The following is a 17848-nucleotide window of genomic DNA, read 5'->3' as shown; positions in this document are numbered from 1 at the left end:
TAAAGTTTTTCGTATAATTTGTGCTTGAACTTTTATCGAAAAGCCGATATTATTTCAATGTGTATGTCGGAACGGGACGATTGCCGCGCCCTGGACCTTGTCATAAGGAAGGACGGCAAGACACAAACTAAAGGAACACAAGATGCATTACTTTCTCGTTTAACCAAGTTTGTGTAATTTTTCACAAAGTGTGAACAAGATAAAAGAGGAATGGAAGGGATTAACAAAATGAGCAACATACCGAAAATCGTCATTCTGGGAGCGGGCTACGGCGGGATTTTGACTGCACTGCGCCTGCAAAAAGAATTAAACTACAATGAGGCCGACGTGACGCTGGTAAACAAGCATGATTACCACTACATCACAACGCATCTTCATATGCCGGCCGCAGGTACGGACAATCCGGAGAATGCTCGCGTCAGCATCTCCAAGCTGATCGATGAGTTCAAAATCGATTTTGTGAAATCGACTGTCGTACAAATCCGTCCGCAAGATAAAAAGGTTATTCTCGAAGACGGCACGCTTTCCTATGACTATCTTGTTATCGGTGTAGGCGGCGAGCCTGAAACCTTTGGCATTCCAGGTCTTGGCGAGCATGCGATGAATATCCGCAGTATCAACTCTGTTCGCTTGATCCGCGAGCATATTGAGTATCAATTCGCACGCTACAAGCGCGAGCCTCATCGTACCGACTACCTGACATTTATCGTCGGTGGTGCGGGCTTTACAGGTATCGAGTTCATCGGCGAGCTGGCTGACCGCGTACCCGAGCTGTGCAAGCAGTTTGACGTAGATCCGGCGATCGTCAAAATCTACAATATTGAAGCGGCGCCTACCGCACTGCCGGGCTTTGACCCAGAGCTGGTTGAGTACGCTATGGAAGTGCTCTCTCGCAAAGGTGTAACCTTCCGCATTGGCACGGCTATCAAAGAGTGCTCCCCAGAAGGCGTTATTGTTGGCGAAGGCGAAGAGATTCGTTCGCAAACGGTCATCTGGACAGGCGGCATCCGCGGTAACCGTCTCATTGAGGAAGCTGGCTTCGAAACCATGCGCGGACGCGTCAAGGTTGACGAGCATCTGCGTGCTCCGGGCCATGAGAATATCTACATCGTGGGCGATAACTCCCTGATGTTCAATCCGGAAGGCCGCCCATACCCGCCAACTGCACAAATCGCCATGCAGCAAGGCGTAGTGTGCGCGCATAACCTTGTAGCAGCCATCCGTAACCAGCCGCTCAAAGGCTTCGAGTTCAACAACAAGGGCGTTGTTGCTTCACTCGGCAAAGGCGAAGCCATCGGTATCGCCTTCGGCAAAAAATATAAAGGACGTGTAGCTGCATGGCTTAAAAAAGCCATCGATATCCGCTACCTGTTTATTATCGGCGGTATTCCGCTCGTCCTGCGCAAAGGTAAATTTTTCTAATGCGTCATTGCAGCGTACAAGTCCGAGGATTGCTGACAAGGGATGAACTGGACCGCTACAATGCATTAATGGAAGTCGGCTCCTTCCTGGAATCCCAGAGCCGCTACGATCTGGTCTATACGGTGCAGAAGGAAGTCGATCTGCTCGTTCAGCCAGGCATCGAGCGTCTCAAGGAAAAAGGCAGAGACCGCGACCGGGCGACCCAGGAATACCTGGCCGCCAAGGAGCGTCAAGCGCTGGAAGATAGCGAAGAGAGCTGAAAAAAAAGGATGTCCCGAGCCGTCAAGCGGCAGGGACATCCTTTTGTTATGCGATTAGACGCTCAGCATCGTGCGAATGCCGTCTGTGGTCAGCAGATTGCCGACGTAGAAATCGCCAAAGTCGCCATAGCGGGCGCTGACTTCGTCAAAGCGCATTTCGTACACCAGCTTCTTGAATTGCAGGGCATCGTCGGCGAACAGCGTCACGCCCCATTCCCAATCATCAAACCCGACTGAGCCGGTAATGATCTGCTTGACCTTGCCAGCATATTGGCGGCCAATCATTCCATGGCTGCGCATCATCGTGCGGCGATCGTCCATGCTGAGCATGTACCAGTTGTCATTGCCCTCGCGGCGTTTGTTCATCGGGTAGAAGCAGATGTGCTTGGCCTTCGGCATAATTGGTTTCAGACGGGCAACGACCTCAGGGTTGGCCATCGGGTCTGAGCCCGGTTGAGTCATATAGTTGCTGAGCTCCACGACGCTTACGTAAGAATAAGCAGGAATGGTGAAGCGGGCCAGTTCGGTTTTATTGAAGGCTGTTTCGAGCTGCTGCAGCTCCTCCAGCGTCTCCCGCAGATGAACGAAGACAAGATCGGCTTTTTGGCCGACGATCGCATACACCGCGGTACTGCCAGCACGGTTCTCTTCCAAAGCGCTCCATTCTCCGATCAGGCTGTGGAGTTCATCCTCGGCGCGGCGTCTTGCTTCTGGTGCGGCTTCTTTCCAGGCCGTCCAGTCGATACGGCGAAAATCATGGAGGGCATACCAGCCTTCCAGGGTTTGTGCTACTTCACTCATGATTTCAGTCTCCTTTATTTACTTATTTTCAGCCTGGCCTCAAAAGTGCCGGAGAGGCACGGAATCGAATCTGGTCAACGCTTTCTGGAAGAAAGCGACTTCGGAAGCATAAGCTGCGAAGCGTTCGCCTTTGTCCCCGGATTTCAACCGCTAGAGCGGTTAACAATCAAGAAATCTGGGGACAACAGCGATCGGAAGATCGATCCGTGACTGTAGGCTTTCTTTTTGAGGGCAGCCTGGTAATATGCTCTTATGGGGTAATTGTAGCGTACAAGCAGGAATGGTGGCAAATGGCAAGCTTGTGACAAGTCTCTGGGCGCTGACGCTACGATAGCCGTATGGTGGCCAGTAGCGGCAGATGGTCAGAGGCGGAAGGGTCAGTGGAGACGGCTGCTACCTCAATCGTTTCGATCGACGGAGACACAAAGATATAGTCTTTTTGTGTGACCGGCCGAATCGACGGGAAGGTCGGATAGGTGCTCTGCGGCTGGCTGATGCAGACATCGCTAGCCTTGGCCATCAGTTTGCGCCACAGGCTGCCGCCAGAGGGCATGTTCATGTCTCCCATGAGCACGGACGGGGTAGACGCCTCAGCGATCCGCCTGGCCAAGAGATCGACCTGGACGCGCTGCATCAGGTGGACGATGCTCAGGTGGGTAACGAACACCTTGAGCTGCTTGTCCGGGGCGATGGCGAGATCCGCCTCCAGCACGGAGCGAGGCTCACTGATGGTGAGTGCGCGGGCTTTGAGCCCATGGTTGGTATGCTGAATGATGGGAAACCGTGATAACAGGGCATTGCCGTATTCGCGTACCTGCTCCTGCCTGCGACGGACAATCGATGCGCCAAAGGCGCCTTCCATCCCGAGCGTCTGGCTGAGCCAGGCGAACTGGTCCTCGAATTTGCTGCGGCGGGAGAAAAAGCGGTCGACTTCATTAAAGCCGACTATGTCCGGCTGGTGGCGGTGGATGAGAGCCGCGATTCGGTCCAGGTTAATCGTGCCGTTCATCGCCCGGCCATGATGAATGTTGTAGATCATTAATGTAAGTTCCAAAATGAAAAGGTCACCTTCTCCATACGTTGTTCACATCTGCTTCATTGACTTCAATTGCCCCTTACCCTAAACTAACATAGAAGAGGTCCGCATGTGCGTTGGCCATAGTGGATGAAGTCAGAAGGGGGCTACATGCTGTGCTGCAGGTTATTATTGCGATGCTGTTGTTTTTTGTCATGATGTTCGGAATCGGCTTCATCCTGAACATGCTGATGAAGACAACCTGGTTTCCGATCTATCTGTTTATCCTGGTGCTTCTGCCGCTCGGGATCTATTATACGTGGAGTTCCAATCTGTCGTGGCAAGACAATATTACCGCATACACCTATGTGGATGTTTTGCCGGCCGTCGCGGCATTGATCGGAGCTATCGTCAGCGGTTGGGCGATCAAGCTGCTCCGCAAGAGCGGCTATAAGATGTATTATTAGTAGCAAGCCAGAATCCTCCGCAAGGAGGATTTTTAAATTCTAACAGGTGAACCGTTATCGCTTGTGATACACTAGAGATACGGACAGAACGAACGTATTGGGATCTCTCGAATCGCACCAACAAAACAGCCGTCCCCGGACGGCCATATTTATCTAAGTCTATAGGACGGATGGGGTAGATGCAATGCGCATCAGGAATATACATCAATTTACCGAGCATCATCGATTTTATATGTATCGGGATTTTTCGCTGAGCGGGATCGATTTGAAAATGCTGCAGCTTATCTATCAACCAATGATTGGCGCTGTGGCGGCTGGTTTATATCAACTGCTGTATTATCAGGTAGAGTCGGATCGTGTCGGATATTCGGGACTGGAGCCGCAGCGCAGGCTGTTCCTTGGACTCGGTCTGGAGATGAATGATGCCGGCCGGCGCCAGCTGGCGGACCAGGCGTCCCGGCTGGAAGCGGTAGGGCTTCTGCAGAGCTCGCGTCTTATTGTGCCCGACGGGGAAGATGTTATCTATGAATATGAGCTGCTGCCACCGCAATCTCCGCTGGAGTTTTTTCGCAATCAGCACCTGACGATGTATCTGCGCGATCAAGTGGGCAAGTACACGGTTATTCATTTGCGCGAGCAGTTTTTTGCACCGGAGCCGGACGAGCTGGCTCAGGCGGAGCCGGCCAAGGAGAATCTGTCTGTGCCGTTCTATGAGCTCTTCGAGTTGGGGACGGCGGCAATTGATCATGAGCTGGAGCAGGCACTGACCGAGATTGCTCCGGCAAGGGCGCCGGTTGCCCGTGCTGCGGCGGAGACGGCAGGCATTCAATACGGTGAGATCATCATGCGGTTCCCGAGACATTCGGCCAACCGGCCGTATGTGGAGAAGCTCCGGAGCGATACCGAAGGTATGGCTACATTGAACTATATCGCTTATAAATACAGTCTTAAAGTTGTCGATTTGTGTCGTCTGCTGGATGAGGATGGGATCTTCACCGTTCGGGGTGAGCTGCTGGAGGACGAACTGCAGCTGCGTGCCAACCGCACATACCGCCAGGAACGCAAACGGGAGGGGCACAGGCAGCGTGTTCTTGCCCGAATGACAACGGGCACGACATCATCCGAGCAGGAGGAGGAGGAGCTGCCCGACGAGCACGGCGTAGACTCTAATCATCGGCTGGATGTACCGGCTCAGCTGACCGGGCGCTGCGATATCGCGCAGTATAACATGCTGATGCGCAATGAGCCCCACACGCGTTTCCTGCAGCGCTTCTTCCCGGGAGCGGTACCAGAATGGATGGATCGGGTGTTCGAGCGAATCGATCTGAATTACCGGCTTCCCGGGCCGGTCATTAACGTACTTATCCACTATGTTTTGGGCCAGGCCGACAACAAGCGGGTGAACAAATCATTTATTGACGCTGTTGCCTCCAACATGCTGCTCAAGCAAGTGGACACCTTCGAGAAGGCCGTCAGCTATGTCAGGGAGCAGGATGCCAAGGATGTGCAGACCGAACAACAGGAGCAGCGCAAACGAGACAATCCTGCGGGAGCGGCCAGCCGGCGGAACACAGGCTGGAATGGCGGTCGCCGCAAGCCGGAGCTGCCGATTATTGATGATAGCGGCGAGAAGGCCGATATCAGCGAAGAAGAGCTGGAGGAGCTGCGACAGCTTGCGCGCAAACTGGATGGCAAGGGATAAAGGAGGAAAGGACAAGTGGAATCGTTAAGTCAGGTTTTGAAGCAATGGCCGGGTGGAAGACAGATGACGAAGAAGGCGGACGAGCTATTGAACGAGCTCATGGCTGAACCGCTGATTAAGCGGCTCAGAATGCAGCATCCCGAGCTCGATGATTCGCTTGTCAAACTCAATCTGAACCGTGTATACCAATACGTCAAGGAACACCGCAATTGCAGCAACTGTCCGGGGCTGGACAACTGCCCCAATGATTTTGAGGGACACTACACGCTGCTGGATGTGGAGAGTCCATCGGGACAGCCGCAGCTGAATGACCGCAAGGTCCCGTGCAAGCTGCAGCTGGCTCGGGAGACGGAGAGCCGTATCCGCAGCCGGGTGCGCAGCTTCTATGTGGACGATCGGGCGTTGGAGCAAGGCTATTCTGCTGATGAAATCATGCGCAAGGATGCCGAGCGAATCAAAGCTGTCGGCCAGATTATGCGTTATATTGATCAGACCAAGGAATCAGGACTCCAGCCCAAAGGCTTGTATCTGGCGGGTAAATTCGGTACTGGGAAAACGTTCTTGATGTGTTATATGCTGCATGAGCTGGCCAAGACAGGATTCTCGGGTGTCATCGTGTACGTACCCGAGTTTGTCGAGGACTTGAAATCCATGTTCAATGAGCCGCAGCGGATCAAGGAAACGGTCGAAATGATGAAGCAGACCGATCTGTTGGTTTTCGATGACATCGGCGCCGAGAATTTGAGTCCTTGGGTTAGGGATCATGTGTTGGGGACGATATTGAACTATCGGATGAACCGCAAGCCGACGTTCTATACCTCCAATCAGAATCTGGACGTCCTGGAGAGGCATTTCAGCTTTACGAGCAAGGATGGGGATGAGCTGCACAAGGGGCAGCGTCTGATGGACCGGATTCGGCCGTTTGTAGAGCTCGTCGTGGTGGCCGGCGAGAACAAGCGCGGCCGGTAACAGCAGCATCTGATGGGCGATAGAAGATTACGTCCTTAAGTAAAACACCTAATAAGGCTTTGTCTCACGTTGCATACGAAACGGAGGACAAAGCCTTTTTGCTGTCTGAAGCAATTATTTTTTTTGATCATAGCTATAAATTTTATTGACAAAGACGACCAGTCACTGGTATTATTCATCCATTACCAACTAAACAGATTGGAATAATTTCTTGCCACCGGACCGCCGGAGTAGAAATGAGACAGGATCTGTTAAAAACGCTAAGGGGTGTTTTTACAATGAAAACCATGATTTCTGCTCGTTTGACACTGCTCTTGCTCGCTGTTGTACTGGTCGTATCAGCCTGCGGCGGCGGTGGAGGAAACACAGAAACAGGAGGAACTAGCGGCGGCAATACAGAGACAACTACGACTCCAAATAATGGAGAAGCGAAGACAGATCCGCCGAAGCCTGTTGAACTCTTGAATGTATCCTACGATCCAACCCGGGAATTATACGTTGAATTTAACGAAGCATTTGCGAAGCACTGGAAAGAGGAAACTGGTCAAACTGTTACCATCAATCAGTCGCATGGCGGCTCCGGCAAGCAGGGCCGTTCGGTCATTGACGGTCTCAAGGCTGACGTGGTAACACTCGCTCTGGGCTATGATATTGATGCGATTACTGAACCCGGCCTGATTGAGCCGGACTGGCAGTCACAATTTGAGAACAATAGCTCGCCATATACATCCACCATCGTGTTTCTGGTCCGTTCAGGCAACCCGAAGGGGATCAAAGACTGGGATGACCTCATTAAGCCGGACGTTGAAGTCATCACGCCCAATCCGAAAACATCCGGCGGCGCTCGCTGGAACTATCTCGCAGCTTGGGGTTATGCCCTGAAGCACAACAACAATGATGAAGCCAAAGCCGAAGAATTCGTAAGTGCGCTGTTCAAAAATGTGCCGGTACTGGACTCCGGTGCGCGCGGATCCACGACCACTTTCGTTGAGCGCAAAATCGGTGATGTGCTGCTCGCTTGGGAGAATGAAGCTCTGCTCTCGCTGGATGAATTCGGCGAAGGAGAGTTCGAAATTGTTACGCCATCGCTCAGCATTCTGGCTGAGCCGCCTGTAGCCATCGTAGACAAGGTTGTAGATGACCGTGGTACACGCGAAGTGGCTGAAGCTTATCTGCAGTATCTGTACACAGAGGAAGGTCAGGATATTGCAGGCAAGCACTACTACCGTCCAACCCTGCCGGCAATTGCAGAGAAGTACAAAGACCAGTATGAGCAAATCGAATTGCTGACAATCAACGATGATTTTGGCGGCTGGCAGACTGCGCAAGAGAAGCACTTCAGTGACGGCGGCACGTTTGACAAAATCTATATCCCGGGCTCCTAAGCATGAGGGCATACAAAGGAGCTGACTTCACATGAAAGGTTCCAAACGAAAGTCTCGTCGTGTGCTGCCAGGGTTTGGATTATCGATGGGCTTCACGATTTTCTATCTGGGGCTCTTGGTACTCATACCGCTCTCCGCGGTGTTTATCAAGACCTCGGGTCTGTCCTGGGGCGAGTTCTGGGAGACGGTCACCGCTCCCCGGGTACTTGCTTCCTACAAAATCAGTTTCTTAACGGCTTTTTTTGCAGCATTGGTCAATCTCGTCTTCGGTTTGCTTGTCGCTTGGGTACTGGTTCGCTACCAGTTCCCCGGCAAGCGGCTGGTTGACAGTCTGGTAGATCTGCCGTTTGCGCTGCCAACTGCTGTGGCGGGTATTGCCCTGACAGCTATCTACGCACCTAACGGCTGGATCGGTAAGTTCCTGGAGCCGCTCGGCATCAAGGTTGCATTCTCGCCGATCGGGATTACGATTGCACTCATCTTCATCGGCTTGCCGTTTGTCGTGCGTACCGTCCAACCAGTCCTTCAGGATCTGGAGAAGGATACCGAGGAAGCAGCGGCCATGCTCGGCGCTTACCGGGCCCGTACGTTCCGCTCCGTAATTCTGCCGGAACTGATTCCGCCGCTCTTGACAGGCTTCGCAATGGCCTTTGCACGGGGGATCGGGGAGTATGGCTCAGTCGTCTTCATCTCCGGGAATATGCCGATGAAGACAGAGATTGCACCATTGCTCATTATGACCAAGCTGGAGCAGTATGACTATATGGGCGCAACGGCAATCGCTGCTGTCATGCTCGTGCTGTCTTTTCTGCTGTTGTTACTGATCAACTACTTGCAGTGGCGGGCAGGCCGCCGCGTCATTGCGGAATAGGAGGCTGCCATGGCTGGAGTAGTTACCGCACATTTATCGCGTGATCCAGAGCTGCGTCCCAGACACCGCAATGAACCAAGATGGGTGCAGTGGCTGTTGATCGGTCTTGCTTTACTCTTTATGCTCTTGATTGTTGCTCTGCCGCTTGTCTCCATCTTCATAGAGGCCTTCAAGCGGGGAGTCGATGTCTATGTGGCTTCGATTACGGAGTCGGATGCGCTCTCTGCGCTTCGATTGACTCTGCTGGCTGCCGTCATTTCGGTGCCGATCAATACCTTGTTCGGTATCGCGGCGGCCTGGGCAATCAGTAAATTCCGGTTCCGCGGCAAGCAGTTTCTCGTGACGCTGATCGATCTGCCCTTTGCCGTATCGCCGGTCATTGCCGGTCTGATCTTCGTCTTGTTGTTCGGCGCTCAGGGCTTCTTCGGCCCCTGGCTGGATGACCGTAACATTCAGATTATCTTTGCCCTGCCAGGCATCGTCCTGGCGACCGCATTTGTCACCTTTCCGTTTGTCGCCAGGGAGTTGATTCCCTTGATGCAGGCGCAGGGACCGCATGAGGAAGAAGCGGCCGTGACGCTCGGCGCGAAGGGCTGGCAGATATTCTGGCGCGTCACGCTGCCGAATATCAAATGGGGACTGCTCTATGGCATGATTTTGTGTAATGCAAGGGCGATGGGGGAGTTCGGCGCTGTCTCGGTCGTCTCCGGTCATATCCGCGGACAGACGAATACGCTGCCCTTGCATGTTGAAATTTTGTATAACGAGTATCAGTTTTCCGCGTCGTTTGCGGTGGCATCGCTGCTGGTGCTGCTGGCCGTATTCACGTTAATTATGAAATCATTCATCGAATGGAAATCCCACCGGGAAACCGCCAAAGAAGCGCATTAGCTACAGGATGGAGGAGATCAGCATGGCAAAACCATTGGAGATTGATGAAGTGTGGCAGGAGAGAATACTGGGTCAGGTGAGCGGGCTGGAATACGGCTCAGTGCTGATTACGGTGCATGACGGCCGAATCGTCCAGATCGAGCGCACCGAGCGCAAGCGGTTTGACAATCATAATACCGCCCAGGCGCAGACTGCCGCTACCAACACAAGTGCAGCGAACAAATCTTGAACCATCTTAAGTTATGGTTACGACGACGACTGCTTCCCTCTAGATTGGAGGGGAGCAGTCGTTTTGTGTGGATAGCTGGATACAAAAAAGCCCCTCCGCCGCGCGGAAGGGCTTGAGTGCCATATTCAGGTTCAGGATGAAACTTGCTGCACCGCCCGCTGGCGGCGACAGCCGTTTCACCTTGATGCCTTGTTACGTAATGATGAATTTGACGATGACAGCTACCGCAAAGACCACGAACATAAAACCGCCCATAGCTACGGCACCCATGGCCACGTCGTTAAAATCGTGACGAGGTTCCTCGTTCACATGCTCTCTGGGATCTCTGATATTCTCCATTTTTCTTACGACCTCCTCACGGACGATGAAGCAGTGGCGCAAGCCAGGCTGTCCATCCTTACAATCGATGTGCAGCAGAACGCACTTTCTCATAGTATACCCAACATCCAGGATAAATGTAAAGGCGGGCTTCGTGACAAAATTGAGGCGGGATGCCGTGCGGGGCCCGGCTGTGCTACAATAGGAGTATACGTTCGCATTACCGTGTCACGAGAGAAAGGAAGGCCAGCGCATGAACGATAAGCCGGACAACCGAATAGATGTCTCTGTGCCTGAGCGCACCCGGGAAGAAGCGGCGGAGCTGATCCGCAGCAAGCTGGCGCTTCTGCCTGACCAGCCCGGCTGTTATTTGATGAAGAACAGCGGAGGCACGATCATTTACGTCGGAAAAGCCAAAGTTCTCAAAAATCGCGTACGCTCGTATTTTAATGGCAGCCACAACGGCAAGACACAGCGGCTGGTTTCAGAGATTCGCGATTTCGAATATATTGTCACCTCCAGCAATATGGAGGCACTCATTCTGGAGTGCAACCTGATCAAGCAGTACCATCCCCGGTACAACGTATTGCTTAAGGATGACAAGTCATTCCCGTACATCAAGATTACTAATGAGAAGCATCCCAAGCTGGAGGTCACGCGCCGAATCGTCAAGGACAAGGCCAAGTACTTCGGTCCTTATCCCAATGCGTACGCCGCGCAGGAAACCAAGAAACTGCTGGACCGGCTCTATCCACTGCGCAAATGCAAGACACTGCCGGACAAAGTATGTCTGTATTATCATCTGGGGCAATGCATTGCGCCATGTGAGTACCCTGTAGAGCCTAACGTGTACGAGGAGATGATTCAGGACATCTCTCGTTTTCTAAGCGGCGGCCAGGATGTGGTCAAGGAACAGCTGCAGCAGAAAATGGCAGAGGCGGCGGAGGCGCTCGAGTTCGAGCGGGCTAAGGAATACCGTGACCAGATTACTGCGATTGAGGCCGTCATGGAGAAGCAGAAGATTACGATGAATGATGCCCTCGATCGTGATGTATTCGGCTATGCCACAGACAAGGGCTGGATGTGCGTGCAGATCCTCTACATGCGCCAGGGCAAGCTGATTGAGCGTCATGCGACGACTTTTCCTTACTATGGGACAGAGTACAGTGATTTTATGACCTTCGTGACGCAGTACTACAGCGACAACCCTGCACTTCCGAAGCAAATCTTCCTGCCAGAGCAGCCGGAGGAGGCGGAGGCAGCAGAGAGCGGGGCGGAGCAGGCTGCCGAGGATGTAGGCGGCATACTCCAGAAGTGGCTCAAAGTAAAAGTGATCGTCCCCCTCAAGGGGCAAAAGAAGCAGGTCGTCGAGATGGCCAAGAAAAATGCCCAGATGTCGCTCGAGGAGAAGTTCAAGCTCATCGAGCGAGATGAGGAGCGCAGTGTCAAGGCTGCGGCCGGATTGGCAGAGTGGATCGGATTGGAGCAGATCAGACGCATTGAAGCGTTCGATAATTCCAATATTCAAGGCACCGATCCCGTATCGGCGATGGTCGTGTTCACAGACGGCAAGCCGGACCGCAAGGAATACCGCAAGTATAAGGTCCGTTCTGTGCAAGGTCCGGACGATTACGGCACGATGCGGGAGGTCATCCGGCGGCGTTATGAGCGGGTGCTTAAGGAAGGTCTGACCATGCCCGATCTGATTGTCGTCGATGGCGGCAAAGGCCAGATCTCCGCAGCCATCGAGGTGCTGGAGGATGAGTTGGGTCTGCATATACCGGTTTGCGGTCTGGTCAAGGATGCCAAGCATAAGACGGCGCAGCTGATGGTGGGCGATCCTGCAGAGGTCGTGCCGCTGCCCCGCGACAGTCAGGAATTCTATCTGCTGCAGCGAATTCAGGATGAAGTGCATCGCTTCGCTATCACCTTCCATCGCGAGACAAGAGCCAAGTCGATGGTCGCCTCGCGGCTGGATGCTATTCCGGGCATTGGAGAGAAGCGGCGCAAGCAGCTGCTGAAGCACTTCGGCTCCCTCAAAAAAATAAAAGAGGCTGAAGTCCAGGACTTCAAGCCTCTATCGATTGGGGAAAAGCTGGCGAATCAAATCCTTACAGCGTTGAGGGAGGAACCGTGACCGGCGGTTCCTCTTCTTCTGCTGGATGCCGCGGGCTTCTCGTATCTGACCACCAACGCATCACCCATGCAACCAGAACCGGCAAGACAATGTAGAAGATACCGGCTGTAATATTTACGGGCTCGCCGAGGAATATCAGCATGAGCGCCATCATAATGCTGTTGACGATCGCGTGCGTGAAGACGGCAGTGAGGAAGCCGTATTTCAGGAAAATATAGCTGAACAGCAAACCGATAATCGTCAGCTCGATCAGCCGAGTGGTCGCCGGGTAGAACGGATAGGACACATGGCCAAGCGCCCAGATGACGGTGGGGATCAGGGATGCGACAAACAGGTTCTTGAACCATTTGCGCAGCAGACCGATGCCGAACAGCCGGTACACGGCTTCCTCCGAAATTGCCGCGCACCAGGCCAGCATCGGATACAGCCAAGGCCAGCTCAGGTTGTAGACCGAGGTAGCGCTGTCTGTCGTTGTCCAGGTGCCGAACCCTTGCTCCAGCAGTAGGAAAATTAGGGTTTGCAGTCCGAGCAAAATGAATGCCCACAGATAGGAAACCTTCATGCTCTGCCACACATGGGCACCATAGCCGGGTTCACCGAAGCGGGGCCACAGATTGCGTCCTGCTTCCCGCCACAGGCCGTCTCCAGCGACAAGGGCAAAGTAAACCGAGGCGGCCATGGCAACAGACAGGAGCATCGTAATGGCCATACCGAAGATCAGAACAGCGCTTTGCCCAGGTTCTTCACCCAATCCAGCCCGGACGCCGTCCATCATGTTTAAATTGTTGATAATGTAGAACACCAGGAAGAACCCTGTCATGAACAGTCCCCTGGCAAAGGACGTGTGACCGCGATAGATGGCCGCGTAGACGATGGACAGGATGAACAGCACGATCGTCAGACCCAGATATCCGAGCAGTGTCATCATCGTGCCAAGCTCGTCTTGTCCCTGGACGTATGTAATGTAGTCAGTCGGGGGGACAAAGGAAGGCTTGTAGCCGACAGTTACAAACTCACCAGAGTTGGATTCCACCGTCCGGATCCGCAACTCCAGGGCTGCTTCTCCAATCGTCCTGCCGCTTACATCGAGGATGGCGAAGCCCTCCCGATCCATGCCGCGTGGAGACAGTTCATCCCTGGAGAATCCCTGGGTCTCCGCAAACGCAATGGCGTTGTCCATCGCTTGCTCCGTAACACCGACTTGCATTTCCCCTTCGGGAGTACTGCCTTTACGGTTCCAGGAGACCACCTCACCGGTCTCCATGTTGAGATAGACAAAATAGTAGGTATCCATGTTGAAGTTCGTCTCATGCGGAGTACGAACGCTCACCTGATATGTATCGGGAGGATACTTGCCACCATATTGCTCATGATAAGCTTCGAGCTGTTTCTCTTTGGCAAGATAGCCGTTTAGCAGCCGGTCGGTCTGGTAGACCGCATGCGGATCTGCAACAACCGCGTCGAACTGTTCTCTGACGAAGGCAACGGCGTTCTGCTCGGCTTCCGCTTTGTCCATGACCTCGGGCGCCGATGAGCTGAAGAAGGTAGCCGCAGTCTGCGGCACAATCTGCAGCAGCAGGTAGATGGCCAGGCAGATCATGCTGAATACCAACAGCCGCCGCCACGGGGGTTCAATCGGTAGTGAATTCATGTTTGCACCTCTGAGTTCGGATTTGGACAATTTGCTCTCTTAGGATAACCTTACCATAGGAATGGCTGACAATTCCAATTGCGCGGGGGCTGAGTGTCAGCGACTGCCTTTGCGGGTAAAATGGGTTTTGATCTCATCGAGCCAGAGCCGCATTGAAGCGCCGTTCTGCTGATCATCCGGAGAATAGATCAGGGTCGTTGTCCGTCTGGCCTGGGCCAGTTCGCGAATGGGCAGTAACATCAGGTCATTATCTTCGAGCAGTTGCGCACGCAGATACGATTGAGGCAGCAGCGTGGCGGCCCGGCAGGTGTGCAGCAGACGGAGTATCGCTTCAAACGAGTCGATTTCCATCCGTACGTCGGGTGAGAGGCGGAAGGTCTGAAACAGCTCGTCGGTCAGCACGCGATACCAGGTGCCCTTGGAAAACAGAATCATCGGAAGTCCGTTCAGGATGCTAATCTCCGGCACGGATTTATCTGTAACCAGCAAGTTCCGGGGCAGCACCAGTTGCAACTGGTCTTCGAACAGCGGCACGCAGTTCAGATGGGATTCATCTATAATGGAAGCAACCAATCCCATATCCGCTCGTTTGTCCCTGACCAAAGAAACAATCTCATGCGTCTTGCCAGTGACCGCCTTGATCTCCAGCTCGGGGCTTACACGGGTAAGGACCTGGATCAAATCGGGCAGTGTCGTCTGCAGCGTCGTCAGTGAAGCGCCGATCGTTAACTGCCGGCGCTCGGTGTGGCGGTATTCGGCAACGCTCTGCATGTAATTCAGCTCCAGCGCACGCAGCTCCTTGGCGAACGCATAGGTCAGCTGGCCGACACTGGTCAGCTCCAGCCGTTTGCCAACGCGCCGGAAGAGCTCAACATCCAGTTCCTCCTCCAGCTTGGCAATTTTGCGCGAGAGCGCAGGCTGTGACACATTCAACAAAGCCGAGGCCTTATTCAGGCTCGACTGCTCAACAACTGTGGCGAAAATGTGCATTTGTTCAAGCAAAAGAACACTCCTCTCTATTCAGCTTATGATGATATCGCATACATATAACCCTAGGTTATAAGATATTATACTAAATAAGCAATTCCATTATAAGCGAAAAAGGAGTACCATTGAAAGTGTGACTAAGTTGTGTCATGGGGTGGGAGTTTTTGTTGACGCTTTATGGGGTCAGGAGTACAATGAAAGACGTTGTTTACCAATGTACGAGTTTGTACAACATCTGCACGTCCAGTCTGGAAAGGAGAACACAAATGTCATGAAGGGAAATTCGTATTACGCTCGCCGGATTCATTCCTTGCTAGGGGTGATTCCACTTAGTTTGTTCATCATTTCACACATGCTGACGAATTTTGCGGCTGTTGAAGGAGGGCCTGAACGCTTCAACAGTGCGGTTAGTTTGATCAACAGCTTGCCGATGGTCTGGCTCGTCGAGCTTGTGTTCATCTTCCTGCCGCTGCTGTTCCATGGCATCTACGGGCTCTACATTGCTTATCAGTCCAACAGCAACACCGGACAATTCTCGTACGGACGGAACTGGGCGTTCACCATGCAGCGCATCACCGGCGTGATTACGTTCATTTTTATCGTCTGGCACGTGTATCAGACCCGTTTCCAGGTAGCCATTGGCGAAGTATCCCATGAAGAGCTTGGCGGTGTCATGCATTTGATTTCCGTTAACACGGTGTTCTTCGTTCTGTACACTATTGGCGTCATTGCAGCTGTTTTCCACTTTGCCAACGGCATGTGGGCATTCCTTGTGAGCTGGGGCATTACGGTGGGCCCGCGGGCACAGCGCATTTCCTCCTATGTATGGATGGTCGTATTCGTCATTGTGACTGCGATGTTCATGATGTCGCTGGCTGCGTTCCGGGGCGATGAGTTCAAGGAAGCTGCGGCTGCGCTGGATATCATCCGGCACGTATAACCAATCCAAGCTTAACTGGAAGACAAGGAGCGAATAGACAATGGCAAAAAATAAAGTAATCGTCGTTGGCGGCGGCCTGGCCGGCTTGATGGCGACCATCAAGGCTGCTGAAGCTGGGATGCATGTCGATCTGTTCTCGATCGTCCCTGTAAAGCGTTCTCACTCGGTGTGCGCGCAAGGCGGCATCAACGGCGCAGTCAATACAAAAGGTGAAGGTGACTCCACTTGGGAGCACTTCGATGATACAGTGTACGGCGGCGACTTCCTCGCCAATCAACCGCCCGTTAAGGCGATGTGCGATGCGGCGCCAGGTATTATTCACCTGATGGACCGGATGGGCGTTATGTTCAACCGGACACCAGAAGGCTTGCTTGATTTCCGCCGGTTTGGCGGTACCAAATATCACCGGACTGCTTTTGCAGGGGCAACAACCGGACAACAGCTGCTGTATGCGCTGGACGAGCAGGTCCGCCGCTGGGAAACGGCAGGTCTGGTAACCAAGTACGAGCATTGGGAATTCCTCGGCGCGGTCATTGATGACGATGGCGTCTGTCGTGGCGTATCGGCCCAGGATCTGCGGACCATGGAAGTGCATGCTGTGTCTGCGGATGCGGTTATCCTGGCAACTGGCGGTCCTGGTATCATCTTCGGCAAGTCGACCAACTCGGTGATTAATACCGGTACGGCGGCGAGCGCAGTCTATCAGCAAGGCGTTAACTATGCGAACGGCGAGTTTATCCAGATTCACCCGACAGCCATCCCAGGCGATGACAAGCTGCGCCTGATGTCTGAATCTGCACGCGGCGAAGGCGGACGGATCTGGACGTATAAAGACGGCAAGCCTTGGTACTTCCTTGAGGAGAAATATCCGGCGTATGGCAACCTGGTACCGCGTGATATCGCAACGCGCGAGATCTTCGGCGTCTGCGTGGACATGAAGCTCGGTGTCAACGGCGAGAACATGGTCTACCTGGATCTCTCCCACAAGGATCCGAAGGAGCTGGACGTGAAGCTCGGCGGCATTATCGAAATCTATGAGAAATTCATGGGTGACGACCCGCGCAAGATTCCAATGAAAATCTTCCCGGCAGTCCACTACTCGATGGGCGGCATGTGGGTCGATTACAATCAGATGACCAATATTCCTGGCCTGTTCGCTGCCGGCGAGTGCGAGTATCAATACCATGGGGCCAACCGTCTCGGAGCCAACTCGCTCGTATCCGCTATCTACGGCGGCATGGTTGCAGGACCTAAGGCTGTCGAGTACATCCGTGGTCTCAGCAAATCGTCGGAGGATATCTCATCTTCGGTATTCGACCGGGAGAAGAAAAAACAGACCGACAAGTACAATTCTCTACTGAAGATGGACGGAACGGAGAATGCGTACGTGCTTCACAAGGAGCTTGGCGAGTGGATGACCAACAATATGACAGTGGTCCGCTACAACGACAAGCTGCAGGAGACGATCAATAAGATCAAGGAGCTCAAGCAGCGTTACGCCAAGATTAACATGAACGATACAGCCAACTGGAACAATGCAGGCGTTGCCTTCACACGCCAGCTGTGGAACATGCTTGAGCTCTCCGAGGCTATGACCAAAGGTGCATTGCTCCGTGATGAAAGCCGCGGCGCGCACTACAAGCCAGAGTTCACGGAGCGGGACGATGAGAAGTTCATGAAGACAACGATTGCGTCGTGGACACAGGACGGTCCTAATATCTCTTACGAGGATATCGACGTCTCCCTGATTCCGCCGCGCAAACGCGACTATACTACGGACAAGAAGAAGAAAGGAGAATAACG

General features: G+C 53.3%; 17 protein-coding genes. 12 read left to right on the top strand and 5 right to left on the bottom strand.

Annotation, left to right across the window (positions count from 1 at the left end; genetic code table 11):
* The first annotated feature begins 228 nt into the window (after nt 1–228).
* Together F556_RS0106220 and F556_RS0106215 are read left to right on the top strand one after the other, a co-directional pair.
* A complete protein-coding gene (locus F556_RS0106220) occupies nt 229–1422 on the top strand; it encodes an NAD(P)/FAD-dependent oxidoreductase (RefSeq protein ID WP_026297136.1) in 1194 nt (397 codons plus the stop codon).
* A complete protein-coding gene (locus F556_RS0106215) occupies nt 1422–1682 on the top strand; it encodes a hypothetical protein (RefSeq protein WP_020616051.1) in 261 nt (86 codons plus the stop codon). Before F556_RS0106220 ends, F556_RS0106215 begins: the two co-directional genes overlap by 1 nt.
* Nucleotides 1683–1736: 54 nt before the next feature.
* Here the strand turns inward: F556_RS0106215 and hemQ are convergent, their stop codons facing one another.
* Entirely contained in the window at nt 1737–2483 is a 747-nt protein-coding gene (gene hemQ, locus F556_RS0106210; protein ID WP_020616050.1) for a hydrogen peroxide-dependent heme synthase, read from the bottom strand.
* A gap of 325 nt (nt 2484–2808) precedes the next feature.
* Nucleotides 2809–3522: an endonuclease/exonuclease/phosphatase family protein gene (locus F556_RS0106205; protein ID WP_020616049.1), complete on the bottom strand. Its 714-nt coding sequence runs from the start codon at nt 3520–3522 to the stop codon at nt 2809–2811.
* Nucleotides 3523–3674: 152 nt separating this feature from the next.
* Here F556_RS0106205 and F556_RS0106200 point away from each other — a divergent pair, with 152 nt between their 5' ends.
* The 7 genes from F556_RS0106200 (at nt 3675) to F556_RS0106170 (ending at nt 10012) form a co-directional block, all read left to right on the top strand.
* Nucleotides 3675–3965, top strand: a complete 291-nt coding sequence (locus F556_RS0106200; RefSeq protein ID WP_020616048.1) for a YuiB family protein — start codon at nt 3675–3677, stop codon at nt 3963–3965.
* A gap of 184 nt (nt 3966–4149) precedes the next feature.
* Nucleotides 4150–5667, top strand: a complete 1518-nt coding sequence (locus tag F556_RS0106195) for a replication initiation and membrane attachment family protein (protein ID WP_020616047.1) — start codon at nt 4150–4152, stop codon at nt 5665–5667.
* 15 nt (nt 5668–5682) lie between these two features.
* Nucleotides 5683–6636, top strand: coding sequence for a primosomal protein DnaI (gene dnaI, locus F556_RS0106190; protein ID WP_020616046.1), 954 nt, complete (start codon nt 5683–5685; stop codon nt 6634–6636).
* Between the two features lie 278 nt (nt 6637–6914).
* Complete coding sequence (locus F556_RS0106185; protein ID WP_020616045.1) at nt 6915–8021, top strand: sulfate ABC transporter substrate-binding protein; 1107 nt, start codon at nt 6915–6917, stop codon at nt 8019–8021.
* Nucleotides 8022–8052: 31 nt separating this feature from the next.
* Complete coding sequence (cysT, locus tag F556_RS0106180) at nt 8053–8892, top strand: sulfate ABC transporter permease subunit CysT (protein ID WP_020616044.1); 840 nt, start codon at nt 8053–8055, stop codon at nt 8890–8892.
* A 9-nt stretch (nt 8893–8901) separates the two neighbouring features.
* Nucleotides 8902–9783, top strand: a complete 882-nt coding sequence (gene cysW, locus F556_RS0106175; RefSeq protein WP_020616043.1) for a sulfate ABC transporter permease subunit CysW — start codon at nt 8902–8904, stop codon at nt 9781–9783.
* Nucleotides 9784–9805: 22 nt separating this feature from the next.
* Nucleotides 9806–10012, top strand: coding sequence for a YezD family protein (locus F556_RS0106170; RefSeq protein WP_020616042.1), 207 nt, complete (start codon nt 9806–9808; stop codon nt 10010–10012).
* 192 nt (nt 10013–10204) lie between these two features.
* Here F556_RS0106170 and F556_RS37650 read toward each other — a convergent pair whose 3' ends face one another.
* The gene (locus F556_RS37650) at nt 10205–10351 is read right to left on the bottom strand and encodes a hypothetical protein (protein WP_020616041.1); all 147 of its coding nucleotides are present in this window, start codon (nt 10349–10351) and stop codon (nt 10205–10207) included.
* A gap of 232 nt (nt 10352–10583) precedes the next feature.
* Here F556_RS37650 and uvrC point away from each other — a divergent pair, with 232 nt between their 5' ends.
* Complete coding sequence (gene uvrC / locus F556_RS0106160; RefSeq protein WP_020616040.1) at nt 10584–12467, top strand: excinuclease ABC subunit UvrC; 1884 nt, start codon at nt 10584–10586, stop codon at nt 12465–12467.
* Here uvrC and F556_RS33365 read toward each other — a convergent pair.
* Together F556_RS33365 and F556_RS0106150 are read right to left on the bottom strand one after the other, a co-directional pair.
* Nucleotides 12442–14118 carry a CPBP family intramembrane glutamic endopeptidase gene (locus F556_RS33365; RefSeq protein ID WP_020616039.1) on the bottom strand — a complete coding sequence of 559 codons (1677 nt, stop codon included), beginning with the start codon at nt 14116–14118 and terminating at the stop codon, nt 12442–12444. The genes uvrC and F556_RS33365 overlap by 26 nt on opposite strands.
* A 96-nt stretch (nt 14119–14214) precedes the next feature.
* Nucleotides 14215–15120, bottom strand: a complete 906-nt coding sequence (locus F556_RS0106150) for a LysR family transcriptional regulator (RefSeq protein WP_020616038.1) — start codon at nt 15118–15120, stop codon at nt 14215–14217.
* A 256-nt stretch (nt 15121–15376) separates the two neighbouring features.
* Between F556_RS0106150 and F556_RS0106145 the strand changes: the two genes are divergently transcribed.
* Both F556_RS0106145 and sdhA read left to right on the top strand, forming a co-directional pair.
* Nucleotides 15377–16045, top strand: coding sequence for a succinate dehydrogenase cytochrome b558 subunit (locus tag F556_RS0106145; protein ID WP_020616037.1), 669 nt, complete (start codon nt 15377–15379; stop codon nt 16043–16045).
* Nucleotides 16046–16085: 40 nt separating this feature from the next.
* A complete protein-coding gene (sdhA, locus tag F556_RS0106140; RefSeq protein WP_020616036.1) occupies nt 16086–17846 on the top strand; it encodes a succinate dehydrogenase flavoprotein subunit in 1761 nt (586 codons plus the stop codon).
* Nucleotides 17847–17848: the final 2 nt, after the last annotated feature.

This window comes from Paenibacillus daejeonensis DSM 15491 (assembly GCF_000378385.1).
Taxonomy (GTDB): domain Bacteria; phylum Bacillota; class Bacilli; order Paenibacillales; family Paenibacillaceae; genus Paenibacillus_D; species Paenibacillus_D daejeonensis.
Note: the sequence above shows the minus strand (reverse complement) of the source record. Positions and strands in the feature narration are given on the sequence as shown.